Below are 15,596 nucleotides of genomic sequence, written 5' to 3'. Positions count from 1 at the left end.
GGCGCGCTGTACGGGTCGAGTTCGAGTGTACCGATCGTTGCCGCCCGCAATAATGTCGCTGACCGGCAGTTTTGTGAGGCTCATCACCGGTCGGCAGGTAGCGTGCAGGGTATGACCGCATTTCAGCACTTCGCAACGCCTGTCACAGCCGTCGCAACTGCAACAGTGTGCGGCCTGCTCCTCGCGGGCTGCGGCAGTTCCTCGGACTCCGCCTCCACCCCTGCGCCGTCCGGCGCACCGTCGGCCTCCGCTACGACGGCCGAGAACCGCGCCGAGATGTGCGGGCAGACCCGCGGCCCCGACGGGGCCCTCTACGTGCACGCGCTCGGCACCGCGAAGGTGGACTGCGCCGAGGCGATGCGCGTCGCGAACGCCTTCGGGCCGCAGATCGCGATGGCGAAGCCCGTCACCGTCGAGGGGTGGAACTGCACGTTGGCGCAGACCCCCGGCATGCTCGCGCGCTGCGACAGCGGCGAGAAGGCGATCGGCTTCTTCAGCTCGCACTGAGGGCCGTCAGCGCGGCGTCCTCGTCCGCGGGCAGGTCGATCGCGAAGGTCTCCGCCAGGATCGCCCGACGGTCCGCCGCCACGTACGGCACGGACTCCCTGCCCCCGTCGGGGCGGGTGGTGATCACCGCGTCGCGGGTGAGCACGTGGCGCAGGCCGGGGCGGTTGACCACGGCCATCGGCCGGCCGCGGAACGGCGAGTGCGGCGAGGTCGCGACGTAGAAGTTCGTCATCCGCAGATCGGCCCAGGTGCGATCGGCCACGGTGAAGCGGTACTGCGGCCGCCACTGATCCGCGCTCGGGTCGAGGAAGTCGAGCTGCCACTCCTCGCCGAAACCGACCGGCATCGCGGTGAGCCGGTAGCGCCAGCCGTCGGCGTCCTGCTCGAGGCCGGACTCGAGCCGCAACGGGACCGTCGGGACGGCGCCGAAGCCGACCTCGACGAGGTGCGGCGCACCGTCGACCTCGGCGAGGAGCAGCGCGTGCGTGCTCGCGGCGGGCCGGCCGTCGACCAGCACCCGGCCCGACGCGGCCCCGAACTTCCAGCCCGTGCGCTGCAGGACCGCCGCGAGCAACGGAACGTGGCCGGTGCAGCCGTAGCCGCGGCGCCCGTCGATCATGCGTCGCTGCAGGGCGTCGAGAGTGAGCTCCCCCGGCACGCCGCGCACGGCGTCGAAGTTCTCCCACGGCAGCGTGCGCGCGTGCGCCCGCACCAAGTCCGTCAGTCCGGCGAGGTCCGGCGCGGGCGGCGCCGCGAGGCCGACGCGGCGCAGGTACCGCGGCAGATCGAGCGCGGGCGCGCCCCAGGCGTCGTCGGTGTTCATCGCCCTCCTCGGCTCCGTTCCCGGCCATCGTGCCTCACCCCAGGGGACTACGCCGGTCCACCCGCGCGGGTGATCCGTCCGCCCGTGCGCAGTCCCTAGCGTCACGGGCATGAAGAAACTGCTGGTGGGCGCCCTGGTCGTGCTGGTCTTCCTCGCCTATTCGCTGCCGCCGTACCTCACCGGCGGCAGCCGGGTCCCGCTCGACGATCAGCCGGACTGGTACTACGGGCTGCTCGTCGGGCACATCGTGCTCGGCTCCGTCGCGATGCTCGCCGGCCTGGTGCAGCTGGGGCGTCGCTGGTTCGCGAAGTACCACTGGATCGCGGGCCGGATCTACGTCGCGTGCGCGCTGCCGGTGGGGCTCGCGGCGATCGCGATCGGCACCGTGACACCGTTCGGCCCGGTCAACGCCGCCTCCAACGTCACCCTCGGCTCGCTGATGCTGCTGTTCACCGCGCTCGGCGTGCGGGCGATCGTGGGCGGCGACGTCGGCGCACACCGTCGCTGGATGCTGCGCAGCGCGGCACTCATGTACTCGGTGATCATCAACCGCATCCTGGGCCCGGTCGCCTTCCTCGTCCTCGACGCCGCCGGCATTCCGGAGTCCGCCCTCGAGACCTGGGGGCCGGCGATCGTCGCCTGGCCGAGCTGGCTGATCGCGCTCGGATTCTGCGAGTGGTGGCTGCGGCGCCGTCCGCGCCGCCGCGTGCGCGCGGCGCGACCGGCGCGCCACCGGGGCACGCCCGGGGTGCGCGCCGCAGCGGCCGACGCCTGAGCCCTCCGCGCGGCTCGCGGGCGCAGGCCCCGGAAAACAGCTGAGCCGGGATGTCGGAGGACATCCCGGCTCAGAACCGTGGCGGTGGCGGAGGGATTTGAACCCTCGGTACGGGGTTACCGCACACAGCATTTCGAGTGCTGCACCTTCGGCCGCTCGGACACGCCACCGTCGGAGTACTTTACCGGAAGACGACTCAGCAGTTAAATCGGCTGGTCACGACCGGTGCGGGGCGAAGAAGTCCGTGAGGAGGGCGGCGCACTCGGCCTCGCGGACGCCGCCGCGCACCGTCACGCGGTGCGTGACGCGCGGATCGCGCACCACGTCCCACACCGACCCGACGGCGCCGGTCTTCGGTTCGAAGGCGCCGAAGACGAGGTGGCCGATGCGGGCCGAGACCAGCGCTCCCGCGCACATCGCGCACGGCTCCAGCGTGACGGCCAGGGTGCAGCCCTCGAGCCGCCAGCCGTCGCCGAACGCCGCCGTCGCCTCGCGGATCGCGAGCACCTCGGCGTGGGCGGTCGGATCCCCGGAGGCCTCCCGCCGGTTGCCCGCCATCGCGAGCACGGCACCGTCGGGGGCGATCACCGCGGCGCCGACGGGCACGTCGTCCGGGCCGGACAGGCCCGCGGCCTCCAGGGCGAGGCCCACCGCCGCGCGCTCGGCGTCGAGCAGTGCCACTAGCCCAGGGAATCGAGGATCGCGCCGAGCTCGGTGTCGAACCGGAGCCGCTCGGCGATGACCTGCAGCTGCTCGTCCGGGTAGAGGTCCGGGTCGGCCAGCAGCACACTGAGCTCCTGCTCGCCGAGGCCGAGGTCGCCGAGGATGCCGAGATCGCCCTCGGGCCAGGGATCGGTGTCCTCGATCTCCTCGGGATCGATGTCCGGCACGTCGACGTTGAGCCGCTCGAGCGCCTGCACCGCGAGCTCGTCGAAGACGGCGGCCGTGGCGTCCGAGAGCAGCAGCCGCGTGCCCGAGGGCCCGGGCCGCACGATGACGAAGTACTCGTCGTCCACGTTGAGCAGGCCGAACACCGCGCCGGTGGCGCGCAGCCCCTTGAGCTCCTGCTCGGCCTTGCCGATGTTGCCGAGTGCACCCGGGTCGAGCAGGTGCACCGTCCAGGTGGTCTCCTCGCGGGTGACGGCCACGGCGTAACCGTCGACGTCGTCGTAGCGCTCCGGTGCGGTCTGTGCGGCCATGAGTGAAACCGTATCCGCAAACCCGCCTCCGCGACACGTCTCATACGGCTTCCGAACACGGTTGTGGAACGCTGTCGGGGTGTCTGCGCAGCGTGCTCCTCATTCCGACGTCCCCGTGTGCGTCCTCGGGCTGGGCCTGATCGGCGGCTCGATCCTCCGCGCGCTCGACCGTGCCGGGCGTCCCGCGTACGGCTGGAACCGCTCGGTCGCCGCGGTCGACGACGCCGACGCCGCGGGGTTCGACGCCTCCGCGGACCTGGCCGCGACGCTGCGCCGCGCCGATCAGGGCGGGCACGTGATCGTCGTGGCGGTGCCGGTGCCCGCGCTCGACGGAGTGCTGGCCGCCGTCGCCGAGCACGCGCCGAACGCCTGGCTCACCGACGCCGTGAGCGTCAAGGGCGACGTCGCGCGACGGGTCGCCGCCGCGGGCCTGACAGGCCGCTACGCCGGCGGGCACCCGATGGCGGGCACCGCCTTCTCCGGCTGGGCCGCGACCGATGCGACGCTCTTCGACGGCGCGACCTGGGTGGTCACCGCCGACGACGAGACGTCCGCGCAGGCCTGGAGGCTGGCCGCGACCGTCGGACTGGACTGCGGCGCCGTGATCGTGCCCGCCGGCTCCACCGAGCACGACGCGGCCGTCGCGCGGATCTCGCACTCGGTGCACGTGGTGGCCGAGGCGGTCGCGATCACCGCCGAGCTCGACCCGGCGGCCAAGCAGCTCGCCCTCTCGCTCGCCGCGAGCAGCTTCCGCGACGTGACCCGGGTGGCGGGCACCGCACCGTCGCTGGTGAACGCGATGTGCGAGGCGAACGCCCCGGCCCTGCTCGACGCGCTCGACGACACCATCGCCGAGCTGATCGCGGCACGCGCCGAGCTGGCGGAGAAGGGCACCGTCGGGGAGATCACCGAGCGCGGGTACGCGGCGCGCCGGCGGTACGAGAACGCCCGCCGCACCCCCTTCTCCCCCGTGCTCGACGGGGCGGGGTGGCAGCGGGCGCTGCGCGAGGCCGGTCACGCCGGGGGCGTGATCACGGCGCTCGGCTGATCACTCGACCCGGCGCGAGAGCCCCGGGTAGTCGATGATGAAGCCGTCGGCGTCGACGGAGACCTTCGAGCTGCTGATCGGGGAGATGACGGTGATGCCGTCGGCGGCACCGTCGTAGTTGATGACCGTCTCCTTGACCGCGAGGCTCGGCAGGTCGACGTACACGACCGGCACGTCGATCTCCTCGGGGTGGCTCTGCAGGTCGAACCGGCGGATGGTGAGCGCGTTGAAGAACGCGGATTTGAGCACGTCGACGCTGAGCGCGCCGGAGAAGAAGCCCCGCTCGGAGCCCTGCGCGCCCTGCACGAGCCAGTGGTTCTCGCCGTCGCGGGCGATGGTCACCTGCGATTCGCCGGCCGCGGTCAACGCGTGCACGGACAGTCGCCGGGTGACGCCCTCGTCGTCGGTGACGAGGTCGTAGGAGGCGTTGAACGCGGGGCCGTCGGCCGACGGTGCCGCGATGATGCGGCCGTAGGCCTTGATCCGGTCGCCGGTGAGCTGTACCCGGACGGACTCCAGGAGGTTCCCGTCCTCGGATCGCCAGGTGAGGATCCTGGGCCAGCTCGCCCCGGTGATCACGGTGGCCACGGAGTCTGCGGATGAAGGGGTACTCACATCCCATACGGTAACCCCTCGCATTCGGCGCGAACGAACCCCTGTGGCCACCCCTGATCCCGTCGCGCCGCTGTGCCTGCGCTCACAGAACCGGCCGCTACAGCGCGGCGACGGCCTCGAGTTCGACCACCTGATCGTCGTAGCGGAGCCGGCTGACGCCGACGACCGACAGCGGCGGCAGATCGCCGAAGAGCTCGGCGAGGGTGTCGACGGCGACCTGCAGGTCGATCTGCAGGTGCTCGGCCACGAACACCGTCAGCCGCGCGACGTCGGCGAGCCCCGCACCGCGCTCGTCCAGAATCACCCGCAGGTTGGCGACGGCCGCGCGCACCTGGCCCTGCACGTCGCCGGGGGCGAGTGTGGTGCCGCCCTCGTCGAGCGGCGCGACACCGGCGATGTGGACGGTGGCGCCCGCGGGCACCGTCGCGCTGTAGGCGTGCGCCACCGCGGTGGTCAGCCGGTCCGAGCCGTGCAGCTCCACGTTCGCCATGATCAGGCCGCGTTCTTCTGGACGGCCGCGCCGACGCGCGGGAGCGCTGCGACGACGTTCTCCTTGGCCTTGCCGCGCAGGCTCGAGTAGGCCTTGCGCAGGGCCGGCTGGCTGGTGGACTCGGCCTTCTTGTCGGTGACCGCGAGCAGCGCGTCGCCCACCTGGTCGCCGCGGGCGGCGAGGAACTGGCCGAAGTCGCCCGGGCCCTGGGCCTGGAACTCGGTCCAGAACGGGTCGAGCGCGGCGGCGAAGTCGGGCAGCAGCTTGGTCAGCGCCGACTCGATGACGTTCGGCGAGACCTTCTTGACGGCGGAGTAGGCGGTCTTGATGACGGTGCCCGACAGCCCGCTCTTGTCGCCCACCTCGGCTTCGACGACCGACGCGAAGTCGGCGACGACGGCCGGCTGGCGCGCAGGATCGAGGAGTGTGGTGGTCAGCGACATGGGGTACCTCCGAATTCGGGAACGAGTGCGAGAACGAGCTTATCGGGCGCTCCGCCGTCGTGCGGAGTGCTGCATCCACGGTGAACGGGACCTCCGGGAATGCAACCGTTCTGCATCGGATCTGCAACAACCGCACCCCTGGTTTGTGAGGTTCGTCACCTGTGCTCTAGGTTGACGGTTGAAGGAAGGGGTTGCAATGGTGACCAGCCGATCCGGTAGAGCGAACGCACGGCTGTCCGGCGTGCGCTTCCCGCTCTGGGACCGCAGCCCGGCGCTGCCCGCCCCGACGGGCGGCGTGCACCACGCGCGCGTCGACCACACGCTTCCCCTCGGCGACCCCACCGGCGGCGCCGACGCCCTCGCCTGGCGCGAGGCCGTCGACGGCCGGCTCACCTACCCCCGGGTCCACATCGACCGCAACGTCGACATCCGCATGTCCGACGGGGTGGTTCTCCGGGCCACCGTCGTCCGGCCTGCCGAGCTCGACGGGGTCCCCGTGGAGCGCCCCTATCCCGCGATCCTCAACCTGAACCCGTACAACCGGATGGTCGTCGACGCGATCGACGAGACCACGCACGCCGCCTTCGTCGGCCCGGCGCTGACGAACGCCTCCAAGACCCTCACGGGCGGAACCGTCGACTTCTCCGGTGGCCTGCTGCAGGGCTTCGGCATCAACCGGCGGCTGGTGCGCAGCGGCTACGTGCAGGTGATCGTCGACGTCCGCGGCACCGGCACCTCGCACGGGGTGTGGCAGATCCTCGGCCCGCGCGAGCAGCGCGACTCGGTCGAGGCCCTGGCCTGGGCCCGCGAGCAGGCGTGGTGCGACGGCAAGCTCGGCATGGGCGGCTGGTCGTACTCCGCGATCAACTCGCTGCAGGCCGCGGGCCACGCCCCGGAGGGCCTCGGCGCCGTCTTCGCGATCGAGGGCAGCGAGGACATCGTCCGCGACATCTACATCACCGGCGGCCTCCCGTCGGTGTTCATCCCGCTGTGGCTGGGCGCGGTGAACGCGCTCAAGTGGCTCTACAATCCGCGCACGCTGCTGCGGGACACCGTGAACGGCAACGTCTTCCGCTGGCTGCACAGCCGCCTGGCCTCGCCCGCGACGGAGATCTCCTCGGTGGTCTCCGGCGTCCTCACCGGCCGCGATCCGCGCGTGAACGACAACCCGTACTTCACCGAGCGGAACGCGCAGATCGAGTCGATCACCGCTCCCACCTTCCTGTTCGGCGGCTGGCACGACCTGTTCGGCCGCAGCACGCCGCGCACGTACCAGCGCCTGAACCTGCCCGCCGGGCGCAAACAGATGGTGATCACCAACGGCTTCCACTTCGACATGGGCGCCGGCTTCGGCGGCACCCAGGCGCCGCCGCGCATCGACGTGCTCGAGCGCGCCTGGTACGACCGCTGGCTCAAGGACATCGACAACGGCGTCGACCGGTACGGCCCCGTCACCCTGGAACAGCAGGGCGGCGGCTGGAGCGCGGGCGAGTCCTTCCCCCGTGCCGGCGCACGCACCCAGCGGCTCTACGCGACCCCGGCACCGTCGGGCACGGCGGCGCACGCCAGGTTCGACGGTGGCCTCGCCGTCGTCCCGGCGCGCCGGCGCGAGTCCGCATCCACGCGGATCGACCTGCGCGGCCTGGCTTCCCCCGATCTGACCCAGGTGCTCGCCGGCCTGACCAAGGCCGTGCCGGCCCTGGAAAACGCCGCGGTGCAGGAGCGCGGCGCGCTCAGTTTCACCTCGCCGCCGGCCGCGGCGCCGGTGCAGCTGAGCGGCGCGATCAACGTGCATCTGGTGACGCGGTGCGAGGGCGACGAGGCGATCTGGACGGTGACCGTCAACGACGTCGCACCGGACGGCACCTCGACGGTGCTCTCCGGCGGCGGCCTGCTGGCCTCGAACCGCGCCGTCGATCCCGCCCGCAGCACCTTCGACCTCGACGGCGAGCTGCTCGGCGCCGTCCACCCGCTCACCTGGTCCGCCAAGCAGAAGGTGGTGCCGGGCGAGATCATCGAGCTCGACGTCGACGTCGTACCGACCGACGCCCTGCTCGAGGAGGGCCACCGCCTGCGCGTGGACGTCTACGCCGGCAGCGTGCCGCGCTACCTGGCGACGGTGCCCGACCTGCTCAAGACCCGCTTCGGCAAGCAGATGGTGCTGATGAGCCCCGAACGGCCCTCGTACGTGAGCCTGCAGATCGTGGGCGATCCGGGCTGGTGACCGCCCGTTCCGGGCTATCGTCGTCTCCACGATGGTGACCGGTTCCCGAGCCGTCGCGTCCGCCGGTGCGGCCGCGCGGCTGCACAGCATGTTCGTCGACGGTGCGGTCGACGAGGCCGCGCTGCGCGCATCGCAGCTGCGGCACCTCATCGCCGAGAGCTGGCAGCGCAGCCGCGCCGTCGGCGTGAACCCGGACGGGGAGGCACCGTCGGGCGACGGTGCGCTCGACGCGCTCCGGGCGCGCACCCCACTGGCGGGTGTCATGCCGGTGATCCGACGGCTGCTCGTCGACGACTCCGCGGGTGCGATGGTGGCCGTGGGCGATCGCGACGGCACCCTGCTGTGGGTGGAGGGCGACGACGCGGCGTTGCGCCGCGCGGCGTCCATGAACTTCACGCCGGGCGCGAACTGGAGCGAGACGGCGGCCGGGACCAACGCTCCGGGGACCGCACTCGCGCTGGACGCCGAGGTCCAGATCGCCGGTTCGGAGCACTTCGCGCGGCGCGCGCACCGGTGGAACTGCACCGCCGTGCCCGTGCACGATCCGGTGACCCGCACGCCGATCGGCGTCCTGGACGTGACGGGCGGTCCCGAGGTGGCGACGCCGCAGGCCCTCGCCCTGGTGCGGGCAGCCGCCCTCGCCGTGGAGGGGCAGCTCGCGATCCTGCGTCTGGCGCCGCCCGCTCCGACGACGGTGCCCCGGCTGCGGCTGCTCGGCGGGCGCCCGGTGCTGGAGAAGGACGGCCGTGACGTGCCGCTCACCGGCCGGCACGGCGACATCCTCGCGCTGCTCGCCCGCCACCCGGAGGGCCTGACCGCCGATCACCTGGCGCTGCTGCTCGACGAGCGCGATCTGGACGTGGTGACGGTCCGCGCCGAGGTCTCGCGGCTGCGCAAGACCGTCGGCGCCGATCTCGTGGGGTCGCGGCCGTACCGGCTGCTGGGGTCGCTCGCCTCCGACGCCGACGACGCCGCGCGCGCCCTCCGCGCCGGCCGGGTGGCCGATGCGCTGGCGCTCTACCGCGGGCCGCTGCTGCCGAACTCGGCGGCGCCGGGCGTCGCGCGCCTGCGCACCGAGCTCGCGGAGAGCCTGCGATCGGCGGTCATGGCGAGCCGGGATCTGGGCCTGCTACGACGGTGGCTCGACCTCCCGGACGCGCGCGACGACGAGCACGGTTGGCGGGTGCTGCGCGCCCACGGGGACGCCCGGGCGCGCGCCGAGGCGGACGGCCGCCTCGCGGCGATCGCCATCGACCTGGCCTGACCTGGCCGGATTCGGGCCGCAACCGGCTGCAACGGTGTTGCAACGGTCACTGCGTAGGGTGGAGTGTGACTGACATCACGCCACTCTTTGGAGGTCCGCCATGACCGTTTACGCACGCCCCGGAGCGCCCGGCTCCCTCATGAGCTACCAGGCCCGCTACGACAACCTGATCGGCGGCGAGTGGGTCGCCCCGGTCAAGGGCCAGTACTTCGAGAACCCGTCGCCCGTCACCGGCCAGAACTTCTGCGAGGTGGCCCGCTCCACCGCGGAGGACATCGAGCTGGCGCTCGACGCCGCGCACGCCGCCGCACCCGCCTGGGGCAAGACCGCCCCCGCCGAGCGCGCCGCGATCCTGCTCAAGATCGCCGACCGGATGGAGGCCAACCTCGAGGCCATCGCCGTCGCCGAGTCCTGGGAGAACGGCAAGCCGGTCCGCGAGACCCTCAACGCCGATATCCCGCTCGCGATCGATCACTTCCGCTACTTCGCCTCCTGCCTGCGCGCGCAGGAGGGCAGCCTGTCGCAGATCGACGAGAACACCGTCGCGTACCACTTCCACGAGCCGCTCGGCGTGGTGGGACAGATCATTCCGTGGAACTTCCCGATCCTCATGGCCGTGTGGAAGCTGGCGCCGGCGCTCGCGGCGGGCAACGCCATCGTGCTCAAGCCGGCCGAGCAGACCCCGGTCTCGGTGCTCTACCTGTTCTCGCTCATCGGCGACCTGCTGCCCCCGGGCGTGGTGAACATCGTCAACGGCTTCGGCCTCGAGGCCGGTAAGCCGCTGGCCTCGTCGAAGCGGATCCGCAAGATCGCCTTCACCGGTGAGACCACCACGGGCAAGCTGATCGCCGGCTACGCCGCCGACAACCTGATCCCCGTCACGCTGGAGCTGGGCGGCAAGAGCCCGAACGTCTTCTTCAAGGACGTCATGGCCGCCAACGACGACTACCAGGACAAGGCCCTCGAGGGCTTCACGATGTTCGCGCTGAACCAGGGCGAGGTCTGCACCTGCCCGTCGCGCGCGCTGCTGGAGAAGCCGATCTTCGACGAGTTCCTCGAGCTCGGCGCCATCCGCACCAAGTCGATCATCCAGGGCGATCCGCTCGACACCGACACGATGATCGGCGCCCAGGCGTCGAAGGAGCAGCACGAGAAGATCCTGTCCTACATCGACATCGGCAAGAACGAGGGCGCGACGCTGGTCACCGGTGGCGAGGCCGCCGACCTCGGCGGCGACCTGTCCGGCGGCTACTACATCCAGCCCACGATCTTCTCGGGCTCGAACGACATGCGGATCTTCCAGGAGGAGATCTTCGGCCCGGTGCTCGCGGTGACGTCCTTCGACGGATACGACAACGCGATGGAGATCGCCAACGACACCCGCTACGGCCTCGGTGCCGGCGTGTGGTCGCGCAACGGCGACGTCGCGTACCGCGCGGGCCGCGACATCCAGGCCGGCCGCGTGTGGACGAACACGTACCACCAGTACCCCGCGCACGCGGCGTTCGGCGGCTACAAGGACTCGGGCATCGGCCGTGAGAACCATAAGATGATGCTCGACCACTACCAGCAGACCAAGAACCTGTTGGTCTCGTACGCACCGGGCGCGCAGGGCTTCTTCTGATCCCCTGCCCGGACGACACCAGGTGAGGGTGTCCGCGGCGCCGTTCCCCATCCGGGGGGCGGCGCCGCTCGCGTGTGCCGGTCGGTGCCGGCCGACGGTGCGCCGCTGCTCGGGTGGTGGACGGCGGGTGGCGGGGTGGCGGAGTGGCGGCCCGGGCACGCTGATGAGGTCGTGTCGTTCACGCAAGCGATGCGTGCAGCGCATACCCACGAACCCTCAGGTCACAGCCTTTTACACGGCACGAGCCATGCGTGGCGCGCATACCCCTGCACTCACCACGTCAGTGCCCCACGGACGAGCCCCTGGACGCCGGGACGCCCTCCGATCCTCGGTGCATTCCTGCGACGACACGCCGACGAACCGTCGCCGACACGCACCGAAGATCGGCCTGAGCGCTCCGCTGTCCGCTGCTCCCGCCCGACGGTGCGTCGGGCGTCGCGTACGTGGGCTGACTCAGTCCACCGGAATGGTGTTGGTGCCCAGCACGTCTCCGAGCTGCCACGGATCGAGTCCGTTGGCGGCGTTCATGTCGCACCGCACGCGACCGTAGCCCTCGGGCAGGCCGTTTCCATAGCCGCTGCCGTCGGTGTACTGGTGGATCACGAAGCGCCGCCCCAGTTCCGGAGCGCGGGAGAAGTCGGGCAGCGCGCCGTAGGAGGGCACGACGAAGGGCATCTCGGGCAGAGACGGCCAGATGTCGATGTCGTTGGGGTTGAGGTAGCCGATGCACCGGGTGGGCCGTGGTTCCGCGTCGCCGCCGCGCCAGTCCGACGCGCCTCGAGTGAAGCCGTTGAAGGCCTCCGAATGATCCCCGACGATCTGGCCTCCCCACGACTCCGCGTCCGCCATCGTCACCACGTCGGGCCGGTCCTCGCCCTGCATCTCCAGGTGCACCGCGAGGCTGTCCTCCCAGTTCGGCCGGACAACGGCGTAGACGATGGCGCCGACCAGGCGCCCGTCGTCCAACAGTCGTCGCACGGTGTCCCAGTTGGCGGCGAAACGTCGATCGCGGTAGGTGCCGTCGTTGGAGCGGATCGCCACCCAGCGGTACGGGTAGTTCTCGGGCAGCGGCGGCTGCCACTCGGAGACGTCGGCGTACAGGGTGTCGCGCTGCAGCCGCGCGGCGCGCGCCCGTCTCAGCCTCTTCCGCATGCGCCCACGCTACCCCGCGAGACGGTACTTTGGGGAGAAGATTCACCCGGTCTTGCTTTGCGCGAACGTCTTTCACGTGGTCGAGGCTCGCTGTTCGCGAACCTCACGGTCGACGGTAGCGGCCGATCGCCGTGCGCGCTCGCGTCAGGACTGCGGGGCGGGGCACGCGGCACCGTCGGCGCCGGTGATCCGCACCCGCGAGACGAAACGCTTCCCGGTCGAGCCCTCCAGCGAGAAGCCCGCGGCGCGGCCGGGCTCGAGGTCGAGCACGAGGACGCTGTTCTCCCATACCCGCGCCTCGCCGTCGGAGACCCAGATCGGCACGGCGCGCCCCTCGTCGAGTTCGACGGTGCCGAGCCGCGTGTTGGCATCGCCCACGCGGAACTCGTCGACGGTGAAGACCATCGGGGCGGAGCCGTCGCAGCAACCGCCGCTCTGGTGGATCAACAACGGGCCGTTCGTGTCCCACAGCTCGCCGAGCATCTGCCGCGCTTCCGCAGTCGATTCGACCCGCTCGTCCATGCCCGCTCCCTTCGACTGATCCGACGGTAGCGCAGCGGAAGCCGCGGGGAAGGCGGTTCGCGGGCTCAGCGGCTGTGCGTACCAGCGCGACGGCCTGAGAACACGCAGTCCGCCAGGGAAAGACCGCTGACGTAGGAGTTCGAGCACACGCCGACCGACGCGCGCCCGGCGGCGAGCAGGCCGGGTACGGGCGCACCGTCGGGGCGCAGGACGGCACCGGTCTCCTCGTCCACCACGAGCCCGCCGAGCGTGAGTATCGGCATGGGATAGCTGACCCGGGCGCGGAAGGAGACGTCGAGCAGGGTGAACGGGCCGGTGGTGATCGGGCGGCGCACGGCGTCGGGCTTGCCCAGGGGGTCGGGCGCTCCGGTCTCGGCGGCCCGGTTGTGCGCGTCGACGGTGGCGCGCAGCTCGCCGGGATCGATGCCCGCGCGGGTGGCGACCTCCTCGATCGTCGCTCCGCGGGTGGACCCCAGCCGTAGGAGGCGCTCGGTCTGCAGCCGCTGGAACCAGGTGGACTGCTGCGGGATCTGCTTTCTCGCCTCGGCCAGCAGGGGTGCGTCCACCAGGAGCCATCCCCGATGATCGGGGCGGGTCGCGAGGGCGTCACCGAGCGCTGCGCCGTACCGGGATTCGTCGATCATGCGGCGGCCGTCGCTGCCCACGGCGAGGCCGGCGAAGAAGGCGCTGGGCGGACCGATGAACCGCCAGTTGGAGATGTGGTCCATCTTGTCGACGGCGGCGCCGAGCGCGCGCGTCATGGTGATCGCGCTGCCGTCGTCGGCAGCCGTACCGAGCGGAAGGCCTTCGTCCCAGGGGAACTCGGGCCGGTGCGCCGTGACCATGGCGCGGTTCGCGATGAAGCCGCCCGTCGTGAGGATCACCGAGGAGGTGGCGCGGATCCGGATCGTGCGGCCGTGCCGGCGCTCGATCCGGTCCAGCACTTTCTGCACCGCGGACCGGAAACCCTTGTGGTAGACACCGGGTTTCGCCGAGAGTCGCGCCAGGGCGACGAACCGGCGCAGCACGGCGAGCGGCGCACCGTCGAGGGTGACGGCCTCCACGCCGACGACGCGGCCGTCCTCCACGACGAGATCGCGGACGCGGGTCCCCGTCCGCACCCGCACCCCGGCGTGCGCCGCGGACGCGGCGAGGGGGCGGTAGAAGGCCTTCCCGGAGACTCCGGGTCCGTGCGCCCGGTGCCCGCGTTGGCGGGGAACGGCGCGGTCGGGGAAGGAGTTCTCGCTGCCCGAGTAGTAGAGGTAGTAGTCGTCGGTCGGGTACGAGGTCTTGTAGGGGCACAGCGACGGCTGGAAGGGGACGCCGTGGCCGGTGAGCCAGTCGATCATGGCGGGCGACCCCTCGCAGAAGCGGCGGAGAGTGGCCGCGGAGACAGCGTCGCCCACCTCACCCTGCAGGTAGGCGTACATGTTCTCGACGGTGTCCTCGACCCCGGCCGCGCGCTGCACCCAGGTACCACCGCCGGCGTAGACGATGCCGCCGGACAGGTCCGTCGCACCACCGCCGAGGTAGCGGTCGAGCGCCAGCACGTCCGCGCCGGCCTCACGCGCCGCCAGCGCGGCCACCACTCCGGCGCCGCCGTATCCGACGACGACCACCTCGGCCGACAGATCCCACTCACCCATGCCATGCCACCCGTTCGCCGACGATTTCTAGAACACGTTACAGAAACCTCTCGGGAGGGGATGCTCGATTCGCGGGTACGCAACGAAGAACGCCAGGTCAGAAAGACTGACCTGGCGTTCCGTACTGTGCGCCCGAAGGGATTCCAACCCCTGACCTTCTGAATCGAAACGCCGAGACCGCGGATCGCCGGGAGTTCCGGCTACTCCGTCTGTTCCACGTCAGGGCAGTGCCGGTGTCCGCCTGTTCCTGACGGTTCCGTCTGTTCCCGCCGGTTCTACATGGGTATCGCATGGGTTGAGCCCACCCGTCTATATGCCTGAGCGTCGAGCCAGGCTCCGACAGCTTCGTCCAGAGCTTGGTCGTAAGTCTGTCCGACGACGCCAGCGGTTCCCTGAACCGCGTGATCGTCTCCAGCGGAACGGCGCCTACCGATTCTGCGGCACCGGCGAAACTTCGCTAGGAGCGCCCCGCGCTCGACGTTGAACTCCTCGGTTTTAAGAGCGCCAGGACAAGATGCTGAGGGGACCGCCCCCTGCCTCACCCTCAGTGCCTACAGCACTAGATTCGAAATGGAGCTTTGGACTGCATTCTGAACGACAGTCAGCTCGCCCTGTACGCATCGTTCAGACGCTGCGAACGCTTGACGAACTGCTCTTCCTTGTGGTTGCTCTCCCCCGTGGATCCGTTGACGACGGAGCCGCTGTATATGGCGAGAACCGCACCCGGAGAAAACAGGAAGTCGTGCCGCAGGGCGAAGCACTATACGGTTGAAGCGAAATCAATTCGCGCAGCTGGATCTGTCGAGGAGACGACGCTCGACGACATTAGGGACGTCACCGTCAATTGCACCAGAAAATCACATTCACCACCCTTGACGTACGACGTAGTTACAATCGACAAGAGCGATCCATACGGACTTTCTAGCATACCAACAACCTTGACGGAATCCTGATCCGCGCCTCCGTGGTGAAAGGCGTCCCCTAGCGCAGACCACCCCGGGATGCTGATGGAGTCCTCAATCGCCGCAGAGACTAAGGCGCTCCCATGCTCGCGCCACGCGGAACCTTCAACCTTATAAACAACAAGAACCGCGTTGTCTGAAAAAGGCATTCCGTTCCCGTATGACTCTATCGGGCTAAACCAAACACTAACCGGAACTTCCCCTCCAAACAGTCTGTTACCGCGATCCTCCACCCAGCCGTCCGGTAGGCCAGTAACTCTCACTTTAGCCTCTTCCGGGGCGCATCCCGTCAGAATCAAATC

15 protein-coding genes and 1 tRNA gene are annotated in these 15,596 nt (G+C 70.6%); 6 read left to right on the top strand and 10 right to left on the bottom strand.

The genetic code is table 11. The annotated features are described in order from the left end of the window. Window positions 1-111: 111 nt before the first annotated feature. The gene (locus BLQ62_RS02485) at window positions 112-507 is read left to right on the top strand and encodes a hypothetical protein (RefSeq protein ID WP_068537006.1); all 396 of its coding nucleotides are present in this window, start codon (window positions 112-114) and stop codon (window positions 505-507) included. On the opposite strand, the gene BLQ62_RS02480 is transcribed toward BLQ62_RS02485, so the two are convergent. Further along, a complete protein-coding gene (locus BLQ62_RS02480) occupies window positions 494-1,330 on the bottom strand; it encodes an arylamine N-acetyltransferase family protein (protein WP_068564890.1) in 837 nt (278 codons plus the stop codon). The genes BLQ62_RS02485 and BLQ62_RS02480 overlap by 14 nt on opposite strands. A gap of 109 nt (window positions 1,331-1,439) precedes the next feature. Between BLQ62_RS02480 and BLQ62_RS02475 the strand changes: the two genes are divergently transcribed. Further along, a complete protein-coding gene (locus BLQ62_RS02475; protein WP_068537012.1) occupies window positions 1,440-2,105 on the top strand; it encodes a DUF2306 domain-containing protein in 666 nt (221 codons plus the stop codon). Window positions 2,106-2,184: 79 nt separating this feature from the next. On the opposite strand, the gene BLQ62_RS02470 is transcribed toward BLQ62_RS02475, so the two are convergent. The 3 genes from BLQ62_RS02470 to BLQ62_RS02460 form a co-directional block, all read right to left on the bottom strand. Continuing rightward, a tRNA-Ser gene (locus tag BLQ62_RS02470) sits at window positions 2,185-2,275 on the bottom strand. 46 nt (window positions 2,276-2,321) lie between these two features. Then, window positions 2,322-2,786, bottom strand: a complete 465-nt coding sequence (locus BLQ62_RS02465) for a nucleoside deaminase (protein ID WP_068537016.1) — start codon at window positions 2,784-2,786, stop codon at window positions 2,322-2,324. Continuing rightward, the gene (locus BLQ62_RS02460) at window positions 2,786-3,304 is read right to left on the bottom strand and encodes a tRNA adenosine deaminase-associated protein (protein WP_068564892.1); all 519 of its coding nucleotides are present in this window, start codon (window positions 3,302-3,304) and stop codon (window positions 2,786-2,788) included. The genes BLQ62_RS02465 and BLQ62_RS02460 overlap by 1 nt, the downstream gene beginning before the upstream one ends. A gap of 79 nt (window positions 3,305-3,383) precedes the next feature. Here BLQ62_RS02460 and BLQ62_RS02455 point away from each other — a divergent pair, with 79 nt between their 5' ends. Then, entirely contained in the window at window positions 3,384-4,352 is a 969-nt protein-coding gene (locus BLQ62_RS02455; protein ID WP_068564894.1) for a prephenate dehydrogenase, read from the top strand. Here the strand turns inward: BLQ62_RS02455 and BLQ62_RS02450 are convergent, their stop codons facing one another. The 3 genes from BLQ62_RS02450 to BLQ62_RS02440 form a co-directional block, all read right to left on the bottom strand. Then, window positions 4,353-4,967 (bottom strand): putative glycolipid-binding domain-containing protein, encoded by a 615-nt coding sequence (locus BLQ62_RS02450; protein ID WP_231857559.1) that lies wholly within the window; start codon window positions 4,965-4,967, stop codon window positions 4,353-4,355. It abuts the gene before it with no gap. Between the two features lie 97 nt (window positions 4,968-5,064). Next, window positions 5,065-5,457 carry a RidA family protein gene (locus BLQ62_RS02445; RefSeq protein ID WP_068537028.1) on the bottom strand — a complete coding sequence of 131 codons (393 nt, stop codon included), beginning with the start codon at window positions 5,455-5,457 and terminating at the stop codon, window positions 5,065-5,067. 2 nt (window positions 5,458-5,459) lie between these two features. Continuing rightward, complete coding sequence (locus BLQ62_RS02440; RefSeq protein ID WP_068537031.1) at window positions 5,460-5,900, bottom strand: DUF6918 family protein; 441 nt, start codon at window positions 5,898-5,900, stop codon at window positions 5,460-5,462. 196 nt (window positions 5,901-6,096) lie between these two features. Between BLQ62_RS02440 and BLQ62_RS02435 the strand changes: the two genes are divergently transcribed. The 3 genes from BLQ62_RS02435 (at window position 6,097) to exaC (ending at window position 11,012) form a co-directional block, all read left to right on the top strand. Then, a complete protein-coding gene (locus BLQ62_RS02435; protein ID WP_082756315.1) occupies window positions 6,097-8,124 on the top strand; it encodes a CocE/NonD family hydrolase in 2,028 nt (675 codons plus the stop codon). A gap of 31 nt (window positions 8,125-8,155) precedes the next feature. Further along, window positions 8,156-9,388: a GAF domain-containing protein gene (locus BLQ62_RS02430; protein ID WP_068564896.1), complete on the top strand. Its 1,233-nt coding sequence runs from the start codon at window positions 8,156-8,158 to the stop codon at window positions 9,386-9,388. A gap of 100 nt (window positions 9,389-9,488) precedes the next feature. Beyond that, entirely contained in the window at window positions 9,489-11,012 is a 1,524-nt protein-coding gene (gene exaC / locus BLQ62_RS02425; RefSeq protein ID WP_068564899.1) for an acetaldehyde dehydrogenase ExaC, read from the top strand. A 453-nt stretch (window positions 11,013-11,465) separates the two neighbouring features. On the opposite strand, the gene BLQ62_RS02420 is transcribed toward exaC, so the two are convergent. The 3 genes from BLQ62_RS02420 to BLQ62_RS02410 form a co-directional block, all read right to left on the bottom strand. Further along, on the bottom strand, window positions 11,466-12,164 hold the full coding sequence (locus BLQ62_RS02420) for a hypothetical protein (RefSeq protein ID WP_068537045.1): 699 nt from the start codon (window positions 12,162-12,164) through the stop codon (window positions 11,466-11,468). A 144-nt stretch (window positions 12,165-12,308) separates the two neighbouring features. Further along, the gene (locus tag BLQ62_RS02415) at window positions 12,309-12,686 is read right to left on the bottom strand and encodes a DUF779 domain-containing protein (RefSeq protein ID WP_068564901.1); all 378 of its coding nucleotides are present in this window, start codon (window positions 12,684-12,686) and stop codon (window positions 12,309-12,311) included. A 65-nt stretch (window positions 12,687-12,751) separates the two neighbouring features. Next, window positions 12,752-14,332, bottom strand: a complete 1,581-nt coding sequence (locus BLQ62_RS02410; protein ID WP_068564903.1) for an FAD-binding protein — start codon at window positions 14,330-14,332, stop codon at window positions 12,752-12,754. Between the last annotated feature and the right edge of the window lie 1,264 nt (window positions 14,333-15,596).

The sequence above is a fragment of the Tsukamurella pulmonis genome (assembly GCF_900103175.1).
GTDB classification, from domain to species: domain Bacteria; phylum Actinomycetota; class Actinomycetes; order Mycobacteriales; family Mycobacteriaceae; genus Tsukamurella; species Tsukamurella pulmonis.
This window is presented reverse-complemented; position numbering and strand designations above follow the sequence as displayed.

Coding starts and splice junctions, on each gene's coding strand:
- BLQ62_RS02485 (WP_068537006.1), top strand. CDS start 112: ATGACCGCATTTCAGCACTTCGCAACGCCTGTCACAGCCGTCGCAACT.
- BLQ62_RS02480 (WP_068564890.1), bottom strand. CDS start 1,330: ATGAACACCGACGACGCCTGGGGCGCGCCCGCGCTCGATCTGCCGCGG.
- BLQ62_RS02475 (WP_068537012.1), top strand. CDS start 1,440: ATGAAGAAACTGCTGGTGGGCGCCCTGGTCGTGCTGGTCTTCCTCGCC.
- BLQ62_RS02460 (WP_068564892.1), bottom strand. CDS start 3,304: ATGGCCGCACAGACCGCACCGGAGCGCTACGACGACGTCGACGGTTAC.
- BLQ62_RS02445 (WP_068537028.1), bottom strand. CDS start 5,457: ATGGCGAACGTGGAGCTGCACGGCTCGGACCGGCTGACCACCGCGGTG.
- BLQ62_RS02440 (WP_068537031.1), bottom strand. CDS start 5,900: ATGTCGCTGACCACCACACTCCTCGATCCTGCGCGCCAGCCGGCCGTC.
- BLQ62_RS02435 (WP_082756315.1), top strand. CDS start 6,097: ATGGTGACCAGCCGATCCGGTAGAGCGAACGCACGGCTGTCCGGCGTG.
- BLQ62_RS02430 (WP_068564896.1), top strand. CDS start 8,156: ATGGTGACCGGTTCCCGAGCCGTCGCGTCCGCCGGTGCGGCCGCGCGG.
- exaC (WP_068564899.1), top strand. CDS start 9,489: ATGACCGTTTACGCACGCCCCGGAGCGCCCGGCTCCCTCATGAGCTAC.
- BLQ62_RS02420 (WP_068537045.1), bottom strand. CDS start 12,164: ATGCGGAAGAGGCTGAGACGGGCGCGCGCCGCGCGGCTGCAGCGCGAC.
- BLQ62_RS02415 (WP_068564901.1), bottom strand. CDS start 12,686: ATGGACGAGCGGGTCGAATCGACTGCGGAAGCGCGGCAGATGCTCGGC.
- BLQ62_RS02410 (WP_068564903.1), bottom strand. CDS start 14,332: ATGGGTGAGTGGGATCTGTCGGCCGAGGTGGTCGTCGTCGGATACGGC.